The sequence below is a fragment of the Idiomarina sp. genome, from assembly GCF_019431395.1.
Taxonomy (GTDB): domain Bacteria; phylum Pseudomonadota; class Gammaproteobacteria; order Enterobacterales; family Alteromonadaceae; genus Idiomarina.
In genome coordinates, this window is the sequence record NZ_CP080268.1 from 1,147,840 (window position 1) to 1,166,352 (window position 18,513).

General features: G+C 48.9%; 21 protein-coding genes. 4 read left to right on the plus strand and 17 right to left on the minus strand.

From position 1 onward, the window contains the following. Window positions 1-3 precede the first annotated feature (3 nt). From rlmD to rpoE, 12 genes are all read right to left on the minus strand, one after another. Window positions 4-1,338: a 23S rRNA (uracil(1939)-C(5))-methyltransferase RlmD gene (gene rlmD, locus KZ771_RS05705; RefSeq protein ID WP_290654633.1), complete on the minus strand. Its 1,335-nt coding sequence runs from the start codon at window positions 1,336-1,338 to the stop codon at window positions 4-6. A gap of 8 nt (window positions 1,339-1,346) precedes the next feature. Next, complete coding sequence (gene acpS, locus KZ771_RS05710) at window positions 1,347-1,724, minus strand: holo-ACP synthase (RefSeq protein WP_290654634.1); 378 nt, start codon at window positions 1,722-1,724, stop codon at window positions 1,347-1,349. Further along, window positions 1,724-2,452: a pyridoxine 5'-phosphate synthase gene (gene pdxJ / locus KZ771_RS05715; protein WP_290654635.1), complete on the minus strand. Its 729-nt coding sequence runs from the start codon at window positions 2,450-2,452 to the stop codon at window positions 1,724-1,726. The genes acpS and pdxJ overlap by 1 nt, the downstream gene beginning before the upstream one ends. Before the next feature lie 22 nt (window positions 2,453-2,474). Then, entirely contained in the window at window positions 2,475-3,185 is a 711-nt protein-coding gene (recO, locus tag KZ771_RS05720; protein ID WP_290654636.1) for a DNA repair protein RecO, read from the minus strand. A 2-nt stretch (window positions 3,186-3,187) separates the two neighbouring features. Next, complete coding sequence (gene era, locus KZ771_RS05725) at window positions 3,188-4,135, minus strand: GTPase Era (protein WP_290654637.1); 948 nt, start codon at window positions 4,133-4,135, stop codon at window positions 3,188-3,190. After that, window positions 4,132-4,821 carry a ribonuclease III gene (gene rnc, locus KZ771_RS05730; protein ID WP_133538188.1) on the minus strand — a complete coding sequence of 230 codons (690 nt, stop codon included), beginning with the start codon at window positions 4,819-4,821 and terminating at the stop codon, window positions 4,132-4,134. Before rnc ends, era begins: the two co-directional genes overlap by 4 nt. Then, window positions 4,818-5,675 (minus strand): signal peptidase I, encoded by an 858-nt coding sequence (lepB, locus tag KZ771_RS05735; protein WP_290654638.1) that lies wholly within the window; start codon window positions 5,673-5,675, stop codon window positions 4,818-4,820. The genes rnc and lepB overlap by 4 nt, the downstream gene beginning before the upstream one ends. A 50-nt stretch (window positions 5,676-5,725) precedes the next feature. Continuing rightward, window positions 5,726-7,537 carry a translation elongation factor 4 gene (lepA, locus tag KZ771_RS05740; RefSeq protein ID WP_290654639.1) on the minus strand — a complete coding sequence of 604 codons (1,812 nt, stop codon included), beginning with the start codon at window positions 7,535-7,537 and terminating at the stop codon, window positions 5,726-5,728. A gap of 119 nt (window positions 7,538-7,656) precedes the next feature. Beyond that, window positions 7,657-8,088 (minus strand): SoxR reducing system RseC family protein, encoded by a 432-nt coding sequence (locus KZ771_RS05745; RefSeq protein ID WP_290570354.1) that lies wholly within the window; start codon window positions 8,086-8,088, stop codon window positions 7,657-7,659. A gap of 4 nt (window positions 8,089-8,092) precedes the next feature. Then, window positions 8,093-9,097 carry a MucB/RseB C-terminal domain-containing protein gene (locus KZ771_RS05750; RefSeq protein ID WP_290654640.1) on the minus strand — a complete coding sequence of 335 codons (1,005 nt, stop codon included), beginning with the start codon at window positions 9,095-9,097 and terminating at the stop codon, window positions 8,093-8,095. A 23-nt stretch (window positions 9,098-9,120) separates the two neighbouring features. After that, window positions 9,121-9,768: an RseA family anti-sigma factor gene (locus KZ771_RS05755; protein ID WP_290570358.1), complete on the minus strand. Its 648-nt coding sequence runs from the start codon at window positions 9,766-9,768 to the stop codon at window positions 9,121-9,123. 17 nt (window positions 9,769-9,785) lie between these two features. After that, a complete protein-coding gene (gene rpoE / locus KZ771_RS05760; RefSeq protein WP_133538182.1) occupies window positions 9,786-10,364 on the minus strand; it encodes an RNA polymerase sigma factor RpoE in 579 nt (192 codons plus the stop codon). Window positions 10,365-10,508: 144 nt separating this feature from the next. On the opposite strand from rpoE, the gene nadB reads away from it, so the two are divergent. Further along, window positions 10,509-12,125, plus strand: coding sequence for an L-aspartate oxidase (gene nadB / locus KZ771_RS05765; protein ID WP_290654641.1), 1,617 nt, complete (start codon window positions 10,509-10,511; stop codon window positions 12,123-12,125). On the opposite strand, the gene KZ771_RS05770 is transcribed toward nadB, so the two are convergent. Both KZ771_RS05770 and KZ771_RS05775 read right to left on the minus strand, forming a co-directional pair. Further along, window positions 12,093-12,350: a hypothetical protein gene (locus KZ771_RS05770; RefSeq protein ID WP_133538180.1), complete on the minus strand. Its 258-nt coding sequence runs from the start codon at window positions 12,348-12,350 to the stop codon at window positions 12,093-12,095. The two genes, nadB and KZ771_RS05770, sit on opposite strands and share 33 nt — an antisense overlap. Window positions 12,351-12,352: 2 nt before the next feature. Beyond that, entirely contained in the window at window positions 12,353-12,625 is a 273-nt protein-coding gene (locus tag KZ771_RS05775; protein ID WP_290570365.1) for a succinate dehydrogenase assembly factor 2, read from the minus strand. 76 nt (window positions 12,626-12,701) lie between these two features. Between KZ771_RS05775 and KZ771_RS05780 the strand changes: the two genes are divergently transcribed. Further along, complete coding sequence (locus tag KZ771_RS05780; protein ID WP_133538178.1) at window positions 12,702-13,592, plus strand: folate-binding protein; 891 nt, start codon at window positions 12,702-12,704, stop codon at window positions 13,590-13,592. A 6-nt stretch (window positions 13,593-13,598) separates the two neighbouring features. Then, window positions 13,599-14,081, plus strand: a complete 483-nt coding sequence (locus KZ771_RS05785; RefSeq protein WP_133538177.1) for a peptidylprolyl isomerase — start codon at window positions 13,599-13,601, stop codon at window positions 14,079-14,081. A 56-nt stretch (window positions 14,082-14,137) separates the two neighbouring features. Here KZ771_RS05785 and KZ771_RS05790 read toward each other — a convergent pair whose 3' ends face one another. Beyond that, window positions 14,138-14,617: a methylated-DNA--[protein]-cysteine S-methyltransferase gene (locus tag KZ771_RS05790; protein WP_133538176.1), complete on the minus strand. Its 480-nt coding sequence runs from the start codon at window positions 14,615-14,617 to the stop codon at window positions 14,138-14,140. 131 nt (window positions 14,618-14,748) lie between these two features. On the opposite strand from KZ771_RS05790, the gene KZ771_RS05795 reads away from it, so the two are divergent. Beyond that, on the plus strand, window positions 14,749-15,633 hold the full coding sequence (locus KZ771_RS05795; RefSeq protein WP_290654818.1) for an amino acid permease: 885 nt from the start codon (window positions 14,749-14,751) through the stop codon (window positions 15,631-15,633). A gap of 213 nt (window positions 15,634-15,846) precedes the next feature. Here KZ771_RS05795 and lysS read toward each other — a convergent pair whose 3' ends face one another. Both lysS and prfB read right to left on the minus strand, forming a co-directional pair. After that, the gene (lysS, locus tag KZ771_RS05800; RefSeq protein WP_290570371.1) at window positions 15,847-17,358 is read right to left on the minus strand and encodes a lysine--tRNA ligase; all 1,512 of its coding nucleotides are present in this window, start codon (window positions 17,356-17,358) and stop codon (window positions 15,847-15,849) included. A 23-nt stretch (window positions 17,359-17,381) separates the two neighbouring features. Beyond that, a protein-coding gene (gene prfB, locus KZ771_RS05805) for a peptide chain release factor 2 (RefSeq protein WP_133538173.1) occupies window positions 17,382-18,480 on the minus strand; the annotation gives its coding sequence in 2 pieces (ribosomal slippage) (window positions 17,382-18,404 and window positions 18,406-18,480; 1,098 coding nt in all). Between the last annotated feature and the right edge of the window lie 33 nt (window positions 18,481-18,513).

Genomic DNA, 18,513 nt, shown 5'->3' on the forward strand with positions numbered 1-18,513 from the left:
TGTCTACGCCACTCTTTCGAAACACACCATGGTTTCAATGTGATGGGTTTGCGGGAACATGTCAACTAAACCGAGCTGTTTAAGCCGGTAGCCGGCAGCTAAAATACATTTACTGTCTCGGGCCAGCGTATCCGGCGCACAAGATACGTAGACAATGCGCGTGGGCTTGCGCTGTTCAGGCAATTGGCCTAACTGCTCGACAATTTTATCAGCACCGGCACGGGCCGGATCTAACAGCCAGTGAGTCGCGTTATAGGAAGCCAGCTTTTTAGCACCAATCTGACTCAAGTCTTGGGTTTCGGCAGTCAGGTTATCACAACCTGCTGCTTGGGCATTATCGGCCAGTTGTTGGCTCATGCCCGCAACTCCCTCGATGGCAATAACCTGTTTTACGCGTCGTGCCAGTGGCAATGAAAAATTTCCCACGCCGGCAAACAAATCCAGCACCACCGCTTCAGACTCCGGCGCAAGCCACGCTAGTGCCTGCCGCACCATTTGTTCGTTAACGTCGGCATTTACCTGAATAAAGTCACCCGGGGTGAAATATAATCGGTCACCATCGATACTTTGGTCATAACAGAAAGCGTTATTACATTCCTTTGCTGTCGTAACCGATGCGATCGAGTTATCGTCCTGCAACCAGAACGCCAGCGAGTGTCGTTCGGCGAAAGCTCTCAGCTCTTGCTTTTGTGGCGCGGATAAAGGCTTGAGCACCCGCAAAACCACATGCACAACATTGGCCTGAATTAACTCAATATGCCCCAGAGTTCGCCCAAGTCCTGTATCGAATATAAGCTGTCGCAACGGCTCGATTAATGCCGATAACGAGGGTCGCAACACCGGACAGTTCGCAATTTCGGTTATTTGTTTACTCTTCGCCGCTCTAAAACCAAGCCTCAGGTGCTGCCGCTTGCCATCCCAAAAGGTCGCCAGGCGCGCTTTGCGTCGGTAGCACCATGCGTCGGCCATTAAGGTCGGCTGCCATGATAACTGTTCGGTTTGGGCGAATTTCTGCAATAATCCGGCCACCGCGGCTTGTTTATAAGTCTGCTGGTTTGACTCATTCAGGTGTTGTACGTCGCATCCGCCACACGCTTGATAATAAGGGCATGGCGGCTCGATACGCTCAGTCGAGGCTGACTTTACCGATAATAATTCAGCACTAAATTTACTCAGCGGCTTATAGGTAATCTGTTCGCCGGGCAAGGCCCCTGCAACAAAGCGGGTACCGCCACTTTGCTCTCTAACGACGCCCTGTAATTGGTGGTCGAGCGCAGCGACACTACCTTTACGAGGTTGTTTATCGGTTTTTTTACTGGCTTTAAAAAATTGAACCATTGGTTAACCTAACGCTCAAGCACAACCGTCGCGACTGCATAGCGCGTTTCATCACTGATGCTCAGAAATGCCGCAGTTAAGTTAAGCTCATCAAACCACTGCGCGGCAGTACCGCTAAAATTCCACTCGGGTTTGCCCCATTCGTCGTGCGTTACTTGCATATCCTGAAACGACAGCCCTTCAGCGATGCCTTTGCCAAAAGCTTTCGCGCACGCTTCTTTTGCTGCGAAGCGTTTTGCCAGAAAGTGATCAGGGCTGGCATCACCTTGCATTTCGTCCAGCTCAAGCGGTGTTAAAACACGTTTTGCCAACTGTTGCCCACGACTCAATGAATTTTGGATCCTTGCCACTTCAACGATATCCGTACCGATGCCAAAAATTGCCATTAACGCGCCTTGTTTAAAATATTTTTCATATCACGGACTGCGGTTTCCAACCCGACGAGTACCGCACGGGCTATGATTGCATGACCAATGTTTAGCTCTTCAATCTCTGCGATTTGCGCAATTTCAAGGGTGTTATGGTAGTGCAAGCCATGGCCGGCATTAACCTGTAGCCCTAAACCTGCGGCATAACGAGCGCCTTCGGCTATTTTGCGCAGCTCTTTCGCTTGTTCCGCTAGTGTCTCAGCTTCAGCGTATTGCCCGGTGTGCAGCTCAATCAACGGTGCGCCGCTAGCCTTTGCCGCATCAATTTGTTGTTCGTTTGCATCAATAAACAGCGATACCGTGATACCCGCCGCAGCTAACCGTTCAACCGCAGCCGTCACCGTGTTCAGCTGACCTGCAACATCTAACCCACCTTCCGTCGTAAGCTCTTCACGCTTTTCCGGCACCAAACAGCAATAGCGCGGTTTAATCTCCTCAGCAATAGCTAACATCTCGTCAGTCACTGCCATTTCCAGGTTCATCGGCACGTTAAGCGTTTGTTTCAACATACGGACATCGCGATCCATAATGTGCCGACGATCTTCCCGTAGGTGAATAGTGATGCCATCCGCGCCAGCCTGTTCAGCGATCGCCGCTGCATGTACCGGATCGGGGTAACGCACGCCGCGGGCATTTCGCAATGTCGCAATATGGTCAATATTCACGCCTAAGCGTAAGTTACTCATTACCTGCTCCTTTGTTAGCGCGTTAGCGTTTAAAAAGTTCTCGCGAGCGCAACGGCTTAGTGCCTAAATGAATTGCCAATGCTTCGCGCATAATTAATTTACATAATTTGCGTTGTGCCGGATCTAACACCTGATCCGACACCAGCGGTTGCTGGCTAAGTTGCTCTAACGACATCACCAACTGCGTATCCAGTGGGGTCGCATCGGGCATAGGGTTCTCGTGCAAAAAGCCACGCTCGGGATCAAAATAACAGTGCGCCTGCTGATCCAGCGTTATGCCGGTTTCAGCTTCGCTTCGCCAATCAAATGCATGTCCCAATTGTTGTAGTAATTGCCACTCAAACCAACGTAAAACCGTTTCTATATCCTGCTTTTTTGCCAGTGCGCTTAGCGCTGACTCATAGGCAAGAAATAACTCTGAGACTTCAGCGTACTGCGGCAACAGGCGTTGCAGCAGCTCATTCAAGTAAAAGCCACTATACAAATAGTAGCTGCTGAGGCTAAGCGGCGTGCCAGGTGACTCCGCCAGCGTGAGTGTTTTTAAGTCATGGCGACCGCTATATTCTACTTGCAAAGGATTAAACGCTTGTAATACCGCTCGCCAGGGATTTTTATTACGTTTAGCGCCCTTGGCTATCACTCTTACGCGCCCTTCATTTACGGTTAATAAATCAACCAGTAAACTGGACTCCTGATAGTCGCGACGGTGCAAAACATAGGCCGCTTGTGGCACCGTTAATCCTCGCGGTAACCCAGACTTTTCAGCGCTCGCTCGTCATCAGACCAACCCGATTTAACTTTCACCCACAGCTTGAGGTTAACCTTACTGCTTAGGAGTTTTTCCAGGTCACGTCGGGCTTCGGTGCCAATGGTCTTTAATTTACTGCCGCCTTCGCCAATTACCATGCGTTTTTGCGCTGGACGCTCAACTAAAATCAACGCATGAATGTGCGTTGTACCACGCTCTGACTTACCAAACTGTTCAATTTCTACGGTCGTCTCGTAGGGTAATTCGTCGCCGGTAAAACGCATCAATTTTTCGCGAATAATCTCGGCGGTCATAAACCGTACAGACCTGTCGGTGACATAGTCCTGGGGATAAAAATGAAAGCCCGGTTGCAAGTGTGCTTTAACCACCGTGCGTAACGCGTCGATATTGTCACCATTTTTTGCGGAAATCGGTAAGATATCTTTAAATTCACGCTGATCACTTAGCCACTGTAAATGAGGCAATAACTTCGATTTGTCTTTAACTTCATCAACTTTATTGACTAACAGCACCACCGGGCGCTCAGTTCTGGCCAGTTTTTCCAGCACCATTTTGTCATCGTCAGTCCATTTGGTATTTTCTACTACCATCAAAATTAGGTCGACGTCATTAATGGCAGCCGCAGCAGTCTGGTTCATCACTTTATTAATCGCACGTTTTTCTTCTACGTGCATACCCGGTGTATCGACATAAACTGCCTGGCAATCACCGTCGGTATCAACACCTAAGATTTTATGGCGCGTGGTCTGTGGCTTGTTAGACGTAATACTGATTTTTTGTCCTAACAAATAATTCAGTAAGGTCGATTTACCCACGTTAGGTCGGCCAACTATAGCGACAAAGCCACTGTGTTTATTCTCGTCAATTAAGCCATCATCGCCCAGTGACTGTTTGATCATATCGTCAAGATTCATGATGACTCCTGTAATTTCTCTAGTGCGGCAGTCGCTGCCGCCTGTTCGGCCTTGCGGCGACTGGTTCCACTACCTTTTAAGGGCTTATCAAGCCCCTCAACCAGGCAAGTCACCGTAAACTGTTGGTTATGCGCCTGGCCTTGCGTTGCAACCACATCATATTCAGGTAACGGACGTTGCCGCGCCTGAAGCCACTCCTGCAGACGTGTCTTAGGGTCTTTCTGATTAGCGCCGGGCTTGATGGTTTCTAATTGTTCGGTAAACCACTGTAATACCATTGTTTTTACAGTAGCCATGTCGCTATCAAGGTAAACCGCGCCAATAATAGCTTCCATCGCATCGGCTAAAATCGACTCACGTCGATAGCCACCGCTTTTTAATTCACCCTGGCCAAGCCAAAGGTAATCGCCAACCTCTTTCTTACGACCCAGTTTTGCCAACGAGCGGCCACAAACGATGGCGGCACGCATTCGGCTTAAATCCCCTTCCGCAACGTTTGGGAAACGTTGGAATAAGGCTTCGGCAATCACTACACCGAGTATTGAGTCGCCTAAAAACTCAAGCCTTTCGTTGTGGTTGGCGTGGGCGCTGCGGTGGGTCAGCGCCTGCTTTAACAGCTCTCGCTGTTCAAACTGATAACCTATAACATTTTCGAGTTGTTCGAGCGGTGGTTTTGGTAAACTCACTCTATACTCCCCAATCGTTCAAAACGCACTCCGGTCGGTACCCATTGTGGCAGCACGCTATCCGGGCTGCGATCCATTTCAAAACTCATCCACACAAAAAACGCACGGCCGACCAGATACTCTTCTGGTACGAATCCCCAGTAACGACTGTCCTGCGAGTTATCGCGGTTGTCGCCCATGGCGAAATAGTGCCCTTCGGGAACAATAAATTCGCCGGAGTCAGTACCCGGCTGCTCGTAAAATAGCGGCACTCGTGAGCGCACACGGGGGTCCAGTAAAATCCTGTGCTTAATATCGCCCAGGGTTTCCTGATAGACATTTAACGAGCCGCCACCAGAAAAATAGGTTTGTTCGGTGTCTACAGCGTTACGCTTAACATCCAACGGCGGACATTCACTGGCATTACCGCATTGTGGTTGGATGAAAAGTTGTTTATCGCGGTAAACAATGCGATCACCCGGTAGCCCCACTATACGTTTAATATAGTCGACGTTCGGCTCCAGCGGATATTTAAACACCGCAATATCGCCACGTTCGGGTTTGCCGGTTTCGACAATTTGCTTGCGAAATACCGGGTCTTTGACGCCGTAAGCAAACTTCTCTACCAGAATGAAGTCGCCTTTTAGCAAGGTCGGCATCATCGAGCCTGAAGGTATTTGGAAAGGTTCGTACAAAAAAGATCGTAAAACCAACACCGCTGCCAATACCGGAAATACCGACTGCCCAAACTCAGTGACCGTATTTTGAGGTTCACCCTGTTTGCGCTTTGGCTTTAGCACCAATGCATCAAATAGCCACAATAGCCCGGCTATTAAGGTAACCAGCGTTAATAAAATCGAAAAATAATTGGCCATTGCCCAATCCTGTTGTTATCTCTTACTTATCCGTTTTATCGTGACGGCCATTACTTTCCGACTTTTAACACTGCCAGAAAAGCCTCCTGAGGAACCTCGACATTGCCCAGATTCTTCATGCGTTTCTTACCTTCTTTCTGTTTCTGTAACAGTTTCTTTTTACGGCTTATGTCACCGCCGTAACACTTAGCGGTTACGTTCTTCCGCAACTGTTTAACTGTTGAGCGCGCGATAACGTGATTACCAATGGTTGCCTGAATCGCGATATCGAACATTTGCCGCGGAATCAATTCTTTCATCTTATCAACCAGCAGACGACCGCGGCTTTCAGCATGTTCGCGGTGGGTAATCATCGCCAACGCATCAACGCGATCACCGTTAATCAAAATATCAACGCGAACCATATCGGCCGCCTGGAACTTCTTAAACTGATAATCCAGCGATGCGTAGCCACGACTGGTAGATTTTAAACGGTCAAAAAAGTCCATGACCACTTCTGCCATCGGCAACTCATAGGTAACTGACACCTGTTTACCGTGGTAGTTCATCGCGGTTTGTACGCCCCGCTTGTCTACGCACAAAGTAATTACGTTGCCGAGGAACTCTTGCGGCACCAGAATGTTCGCTTCTACCACGGGCTCGTAAATTGTTTCGATATCGTTGACCGCCGGTAAGTTAACCGGGTTATCAACTTTTACCATCTCACCTTTGGTGGTTTCTACTTCATAAACTACCGTAGGCGCGGTCGTGATCAGGTCAATATCATATTCACGCTCCAGCCGTTCCTGGATGATTTCCATGTGCAACATGCCAAGGAAGCCACAGCGGAAACCAAAACCCAGTGCTGCTGAGTTTTCTGGTTCGTAAAATAACGAGGCATCATTGAGTGATAATTTACCCAAGGCATCTCTGAAACCCTCATAGTCATCTGCACTGATAGGGAACATGCCTGCATAGACTTGTGGTTTTACTTTTTTAAACCCTGGTACCGGCTCTTTCGCCGGGTTCTTACTATTGGTCAGCGTATCGCCCACCGGCGCACCAAGAATATCCTTGATGCCGGCAATCACGTAGCCCACTTCGCCGGTGTGCAAGATTCCGGTCTCGTGCGGTTTAGGGTCAAAATAGCCGACTTTATCTATTAAGTGGGTTTGTCCGGTCGACATAACGGTCATTTTATCGCCGGCTCTCAGGGTTCCGTTTTTAACCCGAACCAGGGATACAACACCCTGGTAATTATCAAACCACGAATCAATAATAAGTGCCTGTAGTGGTTTTTCGACTTCGCCCTGCGGCGGCGGAATCTGCCGAACGATACGTTCCAACACTTCCTCAATGCCGATACCGGTTTTGGCTGAACATTGCACCGCATCAACCGCTTCAATACCTACGATATCTTCGATTTCCTGCGCAACACCCATGGCATCCGCCTGCGGTAAGTCGATTTTATTAAGGATCGGAACAACTTCCAAATCCATATCAATGGCGGTGTAACAATTAGCAAGTGTTTGTGCTTCGACACCCTGTGCAGCGTCCACCACTAGCAACGCACCTTCACAGCCTGCCAGCGAACGCGACACTTCATAGGAGAAATCGACATGCCCGGGCGTATCGATAAAGTTAAGTTGGTAGGTCTCGCCGTCTTTTGCGGTGTAATACAGTGTTACACTTTGCGCTTTAATGGTAATGCCACGTTCACGCTCAAGATCCATTGAGTCAAGAACCTGTTCAGCCATTTCGCGGTCAGTCAATCCACCACAATGCTGGATGAGTCGGTCGGAGAGCGTCGACTTACCGTGGTCGATATGCGCAATAATAGAAAAGTTACGAATATTCTTTTGATTAAACGCCCTTTGCGGCATTGATGACACCTCTAAAACTTAAGATTCTGCATGTGCTTGCTGAGCAAGCGTCATAAATAGCGTCGATCATACCGATGTTGCCGCAAAGCACAAATGTTTTAACGCGCTAACCATGCCTTTTACGCTGCGGCGACATTAATTTGGATAAGTTGCTGAACCTTAACATCACGTTGCCTAAACCAATGCTTTAATCCCACAAAGATGGCACCAAAACCACTAAAGGCCAGCAGAATGACAATCCCCTCAGTAAGCGGACTGAAGTGAGTCAGTAACGCCGCTATCAGTAACAACCCGACAATCGGCAATCCGTAAAGCAACAGCGCATATCGGGTAAAATCACTCTCGTCCATGACCACTTCAACACGATCACCCAAGTTAACGGGCAAATCACTTTCGACGGTAAAACGCGCATTACGATCCGCAAACACCTTGCTCAGGATGCCCGCACCACAGGTCGTGTTGTGCGTACAGCCTGAACAAGCCGTTTTTAATTGTGTTGAGAGGGTAATGCGTTGCCCATCTATAGCAACGACTTCAGCTATTTCTTTCATGCCATTATTGTACGCTAGATGCGACCTGTTTGGCGACAGCTAACGGGATTTGACCCACTACCGTAACCATTAACTGCCCTGCAGGTTGACTATGCAATGTATGTGGCCCGGTTACTGAAATAGCTTTACCTGACGAACTTACCGTCTGGTCTGATAAATAGACAGAATACTCTGCCAGGCCATCAGAAAATAAATAATGATCAACCGGAGTGCCTTCCAGAACTAAGCGGTGATGTTGTGCTTTAAGCAAATTAAATCCGGCGGGCGCCCAACGCGGCTGTTGTTTTAGCAGCGGTGACTGTTGGGATTGTAATTCTTCTAACATCGGCGGCCGATCCACCCGACTTAATTCTGCAATGGTATCGGCGGCTACGTCTCGTAACGTCAAACTGGTCAGTTGCAATTGCTCCAGTACTTCGCCGTCATGGTTAACCATCAGCATTTTAAGCGGCATACCATTGTCACGGTCCAGCCAAAGTGACAAACCATAGCGCTGGTTATCTTTGCTAATAAGGCGAATATGCTGGGCTTTGCGATCCAGTATGCGGGCACCGCCAACCGCTACAGCACGGTAGTTATCGGATATTTGCTCAAACGATTGATTGAAAGCTGTAGGGATCATGGTGGAGATGGAACGCGAGCGCAATGAGTAACTAGTCGACGCAGGATGAAAATGTGAAACCACGTTATCGATACGTAACGCCCTAAAACCCGGGCCGTTCATTTGCATTAACCATTCGTACTGACGGCCTTGTTTATCGATTCCATGAACCCAGCGATAAGGTTCTATCCTGTCGCCTTGTACGTGAACAAAAGAGGCTTCGAAGTTTAACTCGTTGAGGGCTTTCGACATCAAGTTAAACCAGCGCTGGCCGTCGCTATTTTCGGTTTCTTGTGCGGCGCTTTCTTGTGTGGCAGCTTGTTGGCCAGTGGGTGCCACCTGAGCGCCTGCCGGCAGAGCCGTGAGAGCAATACAGGTGACAAGTGCGGCGAGGACTACTTTTATCACGCGCTTACCCTCTTCATTAAAAGCTAGTGTTGCTGCGTTGACTCTGCACCATCGTTAGCGCCCTTGTCGACTTTTTCCGCGCCAGTTTCCGATGCATTTTGTAATAATAAAATCTGTTGCTGATGATCAATCAGGTATGATTGCGCCTGACGTCTTAGCTGCACGTCCTGTTGTTCTTGTGCACCAGCAGATGCCGAATTTACTGACGGCGAATAACTAACCGGTTGACGCCCACCAAGAGGATTGGTAATAAAACCTGGTTCCTGCGCTGCCGGCACGGTATCGGGCGATTGTACCGACTGCACCGTCATTACAGCGACCACAGCAACTCCGGCTGCAACTGCAACTTTTGCGACAGGCTGATACCAACGGCTGGCCGCCTTACGCGCTGCTTTTGACCGGCTGGCAGCTGCAACAGACACAACATTATTGTGTCGCCCCTCTGCCGCGACAGCAGCACTGACTCGTTCACTGATATCCATCGAAACTGTCACATCGCTTTTCATGACGCTACTAATAATGCTGTAGCGATGCCAACGCTGTGCCGTTTCTTCATCGGCTAACCAAGCGTCGATCGATTGCTGCTCAGCTGATTCTTCATCAAAAAACGCTGATGTTGCTTCTGTTTCGTCTACCAACTTAGCGTCTGTTGACCGATTGTCCTGAGACATAGTTTACCCTCTGTAAATCACCGTTCTAACAACGGTCTTAACTGATTATCAATGGCTTCCCGCGCTCTGAAAATCCGAGAGCGAACTGTACCGATCGGGCAATCCATTTCTATCGCAATTTCTTCGTAACCTAAACCGTCAATTTCCCGTAACGTTATTGCTCGCCGTAAATCATCAGGCAATTCTTCTATCGCTTTTAACACGACTGTCTGAATTTCGTCGGTTAGCAACTGTCGTTCCGGTGTTGCGGAATCTTTTAGCGCCCCTGCACCTTCAAAGTACTCGGCGTCTTCAGCATCAACATCAGATGCAGGCGGTTTACGCCCCTGCGCAACCAAATAATTTTTAGCGGTGTTGACCGCAATACGATACAACCAAGTATAAAATGCACTATCTCCCCTAAACTTAGGGAGCGCGCGGTACGCTTTGATGAAAGCTTCTTGTGCTACATCAGCCACGTCACCCTGCTGTTTGACATAGCGTGAGATCAAGCTCATCACTTTGTGCTGATACTTTTTTACCAGCAAGTCAAACGCGCGGTTATCTCCTTGTTGTACCCTTTCGACCAATTGTTGGTCTGTAAGTTTCTCGCTCATCCGAGCCTGTTCTCCCTAGCCAAGGAACTGCGTGAACTGACGGCCCGCTGTAGTTGTTACAAACTGTGACAGACCGTTTAGTAAAAAGTTCGCAAATAATTATGCAAATGCGTAAAATCATTCAAAATTCTTAATGAGTACTTTATGGAACCTGCAGCAAATTATCAATCAGATGTCTTGATCATTGGGTCAGGTGCCGCCGGTTTAACCACCGCATTACAACTAGCTGACCATGTTAGCGTTATCGTCGTCAGTAAAGGTCCGTTAACCGAAGGCTCTACTTATTATGCTCAGGGCGGCATTGCCGCTGTGTTTGACGAAAACGATAGTATCGAAAGCCACGTCGAAGACACGCTCAACGCCGGCGGCGGTTTATGCGAACGTCATGCCGTAGAGTTTACCACACGCAATGCCCGCGATGCCCTGCAATGGCTAATTGACGCTGGTGTGGGCTTCGATCGTGTCAACACCGATGATAGCAAGCCAGAGTACCATTTAAATCGCGAAGGCGGACACAGCCATCGCCGTATTTTGCATGCGGCGGATGCAACCGGGCGCGCAGTGCAAACAACTTTACAGCAAAAAGTTCTGCAACACCCCAATATTAAGGTGCTGGAGCGTTTTAATGCGGTCGACTTAATCACCGGTAAGCGCTTGCATAAAGAACATGGCTGTTATGGCGCTTATTTGTGGAACCGCGCCCGTGAACGCGTCGAAACAGCCTCGGCACGCTTTGTTGTGTTGGCAACCGGCGGTGCCAGTAAGGTTTACCAATATACCAGCAACCCTGATGTGGCCAGCGGTGATGGTATTGCAATGGCCTGGCGTGCCGGCTGCAGTGTCACCAACATGGAATTTAATCAGTTTCACCCGACTTGTTTATACCACCCAAACGCGCATAGTTTTTTATTAACCGAAGCATTACGAGGTGAAGGCGCAGTATTGCGTCGCCCCGACGGCTCGCGCTTTATGGATGAGTTTCATGAATTGGCCGAACTAGCACCACGTGATGTCGTGGCCCGCGCTATTGACTACGAAATGAAACGTTTGGGCGCCGATTGCATGTATCTGGATATTTCCCATCAATCCAGAGATTTTTTGCAGCAGCACTTTCCGACCATTTTTGATAAGTGTCTGTCGCTGGGTATTGATATTAGCGAACAGCCCATGCCTGTTGTACCCGCCGCACATTATACCTGTGGTGGTGTTACCACAACGCTGGATGCCGAGACTGACGTGCCGGGTTTATACGCGGTTGGTGAAGTCGCATACACCGGCTTGCATGGCGCTAACCGTATGGCCAGCAATTCATTATTGGAATGTCTGGTATTTGCCCGTGCTGCAGCCAAACACATTCTAGCTAAACCGGCCGGCGAGGCTCCTCTGGCCACTTTACCCGCCTGGGATGAAAGCAAGGTCAGCAACTCTGACGAAGAGGTCGTTATTCAGCACAACTGGCACGAATTAAGACTCTTTATGTGGGACTATGTCGGAATTGTGCGAACCACAAAACGACTGGAGCGCGCTTTACACCGCATTCAGTTGTTACAACAGGAAATCCATGATTATTACGCCAACTTCAGGGTAAGCAATAACCTGTTGGAGTTACGTAACCTTGTGCAAGTGGCTGAACTTATTGTGCACAGTGCGATGGCACGCAAGGAAAGTCGTGGATTACACTATACGCTGGACTATCCCGACTTACTGCCAGAAGCTAAGCCTACCCGGCTAACGCCGCGCGGATATCTGCCCGGCAACTAACGATAAGCAGCGCAACTGCGCCAGTTGCGCTGCAGATAATTGAAACCACCACAACCAAAACCACTGCCGTTCGCCGGCATTAACTAACGGTACTACCAGTCCAAAACGCCACAGGATAATCGGTGGGGCTAATAACTGATAAGTGTCGTCATTTATTTGCCACAAGTGACCATCTTCAGATACAGACAGTAAACGTTGCGGTTTTTGCAGGCGAATGCGTAACAACGCTAAACTTTGACCCGTGACAACATAAAGTCGATCATTTTCGTTAGCTCCGCATCCGGACATTCCTTATGTCCCATAAACCAAGCAAACAAATCGGGATCGTCACAGGTAACCAAGCGTCGAAAGATAGCTTTGTCATCCTCGCTAAGCTCATCGTAAGCTTGCTCTACAAAGGGTTCAAAAAGTACATCTAACTCGAGCATACCGCGGCGACAAGCCCACTTTAATCGGCGCTTATCTTTTAATGCATCTTCAGATTGTTTGAATGGCAGCATGACAACTCCACATTTCGCCTTGAAAAATAATTTCGTGCCCTAATATTAGCATGAAGTCGTTAAATAAGGAGCGCCCGTGATTGCTTTAGATACGCTTTTTACCCAACAACAGCCCGATGCGATTTCGGCAACTCTGGATGATTATGGTATCATTGAGCTCATTGGTGCAGATGCTGAGAGTTTTTTGCAGGGTCAGTTAACCTGCGATCTTAATCGCCTCAGCGAGCAGCCGTTTTTATATGGTGCGCATTGCGACCCCACCGGCAAAGCGTTTAGCGTGTTCTGGTTGGTTCGTTCCGCGCAAGGCTTTTTATTGATCATGAATAAAAGCGCCATTAGCGGTTCATTAGCGCAATTTAAAAAGTACGGTGTATTCAATCAGGTCGAGATAACCGACGTCACTGATCAATGGCATATTAGTGGTCATTTTGGTGAATCGATTGCCCTACCTGATGTTAATGAAAATACATACGTAATAATGCTTGGCGAGCAACCCAAACAAGCGTTGGTTGTAAGCCAAACAACGATTTCTACGGAGTATCCGCAGAGTTACTGGGATGCATTGGAGATTGAACGAGTTCGTCCACAGCTGACAGCGGAAAATAGTCAGCAATTTGTGCCGCAGATGTTAAATATTCAGGCACTGGACGGAGTCAGCTTTAACAAGGGATGTTATATCGGCCAGGAGACAATTGCCCGGATGAAATACCTGGGCAAGCAGAAACGTGCGTTATTCCGTTTGTCAGGCAAAGCCGCTGAGGTGAAGCCTGCAACAGAATTGGAGCGTAAAGTTGGCGATAACTGGCGTCGTGCAGGAACGGTCATTATGGCAGTGAACCGTTCTCCACAATCATTTGACCTGCTGGCGGTATTGCCAAGCGATATCGAGCAAGATACGCCGATTCGGGTTAAAGGTGACGACGATAGTCTTCTGGAAATACACTCACTGCCGTATCAATTAGGTTAACTATTTATGAGCGAAGCAATTGCCCCTAACAAAGTTGTGGCTATCAACTACACAGTAAAGACTGCAGAAGGCCAGACTTTAGACCAATCTAAGGAAGGCAATCCTCTGACTTTCATCCACGGCCGTGGCATGCTGATTCCAGGTTTGGAAAACGCATTAGAAGGCAAAAACGTGGGTGACCAGTTCACCGCAGAAGTTAAGCCTGACGAAGCTTATGGCGACCGTCACGACGGTTTAATCCAAACCGTACCGCGTAACTTGTTCGGTGAGAACGAAGTTCAGCCTGGCATGCAATTCCGCGCCAGCACCGATCAAGGCGATCAGTCTGTTGTTATCGTAGAAGTTAACGATGACGAAGTGACTGTTGATGGTAACCACCCATTAGCCGGCGTTGACCTTAACTTTGACGTTGAAGTAGTCGAAGTTCGCGATGCGACTGAACAAGAGTTAGAGCACGGTCATGTGCACGCTGATGGCGAAGATCATTAATTGATAAGTTGCTGTTAGTTATAAAAATACCGCCGGATGGCGGTATTTTTTTGTGCTTAAACGACTTTGCACCCTTCTTGCTCAAGCAACGCTTTTTTGCGCTCAATACCCGCAGCAAAACCGCGCAGCTCGCCTTTAATACCAATCACCCGATGACACGGAATAACAATAATCAGAGGGTTTCTCGCAATCGCATTAGCAACTGCCCGCACGCTTTTGGGTTTACCAATCTTTTCCGCAATTTCTTTGTAAGATAACGTTCTTCCAGGCTCGACTTTTTGCAATTGCTGTAAAACCTCGGACTGAAATTCCGTCGACTGCACGCGCAATGGCAAGCTAAACCGCTGCCGTTTTCCGGCAAAGTATTGTTCCAGCTGTTCTCGTGTCTGTAACAGCACCGGATGATCGGTCGCTTTATTCGACGTTGATAAATCCGGTAAATTCTTTTGGTCGCGATAATACAACCCGGTCAAATGACGATCATCAGCAATGGCCACCATATGACCTAATGGTGTAGTAAATTCGATATGATGCATATTGGCCTTGTCCTGCTGAGTGAGTGTTCAACTATACATAAATTTGAACGATTATCAGCCTTTTTGCCAGTTTTTTTTCGAATTTTCCAAAGTAAACAGCACCAGAATGTAAAGCAGGCTGGCTATTCATTATTGCCAAGAGCGCATCAGCCGCCACCGCAGCTTTGGCGGTAGCATGGTATATCAGCGTGACAATGGGTCTTAGCGCATGGAGCGTTAATCTCATAGCGGTTGGACTGTTACTACTATTAACGATCTTTGTTTTATCCGGCGTACGTCGCACCAATTGGCTTAATATTGTTCTGGTGCTGATAAGTCTGGCAGGTCTGACTGCCTTTATAATCGCAGCGTTTAGTGCACAAAAAACCACAAACTCAGCAACAGTATCAGCCGATTCATTATCGTTATTCCACGCCGCCGCACTCATGTTTGTCGCCTTTACCGGTTACGGCCGCATCGCCACCATGGGTGAAGAAATTACAGAACCACGCCGCAACATCCCTAAAGCCGTAGTCCTAACCCTGGCCGTATTCAGCGCCATTTATATCGCCGTTGGGCTGGCGATTTTACACCTCGGCGGTATCGCATCGTTCGAGCAAAGTAACTTCAACATTGCCAATCTTATTAGCGACCCAAGCTGGCGTTGGCTAGTCGTCATTGGCGGTGTTGTAGCCATGAGTGGCGTGGTACTCAACCTGGTACTGGGCGTTTCGCGTGTCATCCTGGCCATGGGTCGCCGCAAAGACCTACCAAACGCGCTGGCGAAGTTGAGCCAGGATAATCAATCTGCCCCGGCCGCTACTTGGTTAACCTTCGCAATAATGGCGATTATTGCGCTATTAGGCGGTATAGAATCGGCCTGGACACTCAGCGCTTTCACCGTATTGGTTTACTACGGCATTACCAACATCGCGGCCCTGAAGGTAAGCAATGAACAGCGCTTTATTCCGAAATGGGTTTCGGTAATAGGTTTGATCAGCTGTTTTGGGCTTGTCGTGTTGGCGGCGTTGGCATAGAGGGCGTGGCTGGATGTAGGGGGCTTTGGTCTCTGCCGCTGCGTTTTGCAGTGTTCAGGGTAGGCTCGCCAAAGGGACGCTGCAAGTACATCCATGTACGCTTGTTTCCGGCCATCCATGGCCTCCAACACCCTTTGGCGAGCCTACCCTAAACCCTGCACGCAGCAACAGAAACCAAAGCCCCAATCACGCTGCGCCTTAAAGCAAGTTTATTTAGTCAGCCTTCGGACGCATGTGCGGGAACAACAGCACGTCGCGAATCGATGGTGAATCGGTTAATAGCATCACCAAACGGTCAATACCAATGCCCTCGCCCGCAGTTGGTGGCATACCATGCTCCAGCGCCGTAACGTAATCTTCGTCGTAGAACATCGCTTCGTCATCGCCCGCTTCTTTAGCTTCTACTTGATCACGGAAACGCTGAGCCTGATCTTCGGCATCATTAAGCTCCGAGAAACCGTTTGCCAGTTCGCGGCCGCCGGCAAAGAACTCAAAACGATCGGTAACGAACGGGTCGTCATCGTTACGGCGTGCCAGCGGTGATACTTCGGCCGGGTATGCCGTGATAAACGTTGGCTGAATTAACTTATGTTCGGCCACTTCTTCGAAAATTTCTATTTGAATTTTACCCAAGCCCCAGCCCGGCTGTACCTCAATACCCGCCTCTTCGGCAATTTGTACCGCCGACTCACGGCTCTGTAATTGCTCCGAGGTTAGCTCCGGCATGTACTTAAGAATTGCTTCCAGTACCGTCATGCGCTCAAACGGCTTACCGAAATCGTAATCAACGCCCTGGCTGGTGAAGGTGGTGGTGCCCAGCACAGACTCGGCGATACCGCGCAGCATTTGCTCGGTGATATCCATCAAATCATGATAGTCCGCATAGCCCCAGTAGAACTCCAGCATGGTGAACTCAGGGTTATGACGAGTCGATAAACCTTCGTTACGGAAATTACGGTTAATTTCGAATACCTTCTCGAAGCCACCCACAACCAAACGTTTTAAATACAGTTCCGGTGCGATCCGCAGGAATAATTCCATATCCAGCGCATTATGATGGGTGCTAAACGGACGCGCAGAAGCGCCGCCGGGGATGGTTTGCATCATCGGCGTTTCAACTTCTAAAAACTCACGCTCCGTCAAAAAGCGACGAATGTATTCGATAACTTTTGAACGCACCACAAAGGTATTGCGCGACGCTTCGTTAGTAATCAAATCAAGGTAGCGTTGACGATAGCGTGTTTCCTGATCGGCCAGACCATGGAACTTATCGGGTAACGGTCGTAGTGCTTTGGTCAATAACCGCACGTCATCCACCTGCACACTCAACTCACCGGTATTGGTTTTAAACAGTGTACCGCTGGCACCGACGATGTCACCCAGGTCCCATTTTTTAAATTCGCTGTTGTAGTAGCCTTCAGGCAGGTTATCCCGCGCAACATATAACTGAATACGACCACTCATATCCTGGATCGTGGCAAAACTTGCCTTACCCATAATACGACGGGTCATCATGCGTCCGGCAACTTTTACCCGAACACCCTGAGCTTCCAGTTCTTCTTTTGTTGCCTCGCCGTATTCGGCTTGTAAATCGTTAGCTAGCGAGTCGCGACGAAAATCATTAGGAAACGCAATGCCCTTATCACGGAGCGCCGTCAGTTTCGCTTTTCGCTGTGCGATTTGCTCGTTTACGTCGACGTCGGGTGATTGCGATTTATCTGTCATACTGTCTTCCTCTATTCGGTCGCTTATAAGCCACTTTTTAAACTGGCTTCAATAAATGGATCCAGGGCGCCGTCAAGCACCACTTGGGTATTTCGATTTTCTACGCCGGTGCGCAGATCTTTAATGCGCGCATCATCCAGCACATAGGAACGGATTTGACTGCCCCAGCCAATATCCGACTTGGTATCTTCCAGTGCCTGCTTGTCTTCATTTTGCTTCTGCAGCTCCATTTCGAACAATTTCGCTTTTAGCTGCTTCATTGCCGAGTCACGGTTTTTATGCTGTGAACGGTCACTCTGACACTGCACCACAATACCTGACGGTTCGTGCGTGATCCGCACTGCCGAGTCGGTACGGTTAACGTGCTGTCCGCCTGCACCTGAGGCACGATAGGTATCAATGCGCAGGTCCGCCGGATTAATTTCTATTTCGATATCGTCGTCAACTTCGGGATAAACGAATACCGATGCAAACGACGTATGGCGACGATTGCCTGAATCAAACGGTGATTTTCGCACTAACCGGTGCACACCGGTTTCCGTGCGCAGCCAACCATAGGCGTATTCACCGGCGATCCGCACGGTGGCTGATTTAATACCGGCAACCTCACCTTCTGACAACTCGGTTATTTCGGTAGTAAAACCGTGCGCCTCTGCCCAGCGCAGATACATGCGTAACAACATATTCGCCCAGTCCTGCGCTTCGGTGCCGCCCGAGCCAGACTGAATATCGACATAGCAATCGGAATCGTCATTATCGCGCGAAAACATCCGCCTGAATTCAAGCTTTTCCAACGCTTTTAACAGTTCGGCAAGTTCCGCCTCAGCTTCATTAAACGTATCTTCGTCTTCGGCTTCAACCGCCAACTCAACCAGGCCTTCGACATCATCAAGACCCTGTGTGAGGGTATCTAAAGTCTCTATCACTTGTTCGAGCGCGGCGCGCTCTTTACCCAGCGCTTGTGCTTTGGGGGGATCATCCCATACTTCCGGCTGCTCTAACTCGCGCGTAACTTCTTCTAAGCGTTCTTTCCTGGTATCGTAGTCAAAGATACCCCCTAAGCGCTTCACTGCGCTCACGCATGTCTTTAATCTGATTATAAGTCGCGTTAGTTTCGAACATGATCACCCGATTTTGTCTACAGAAATTTTGAAA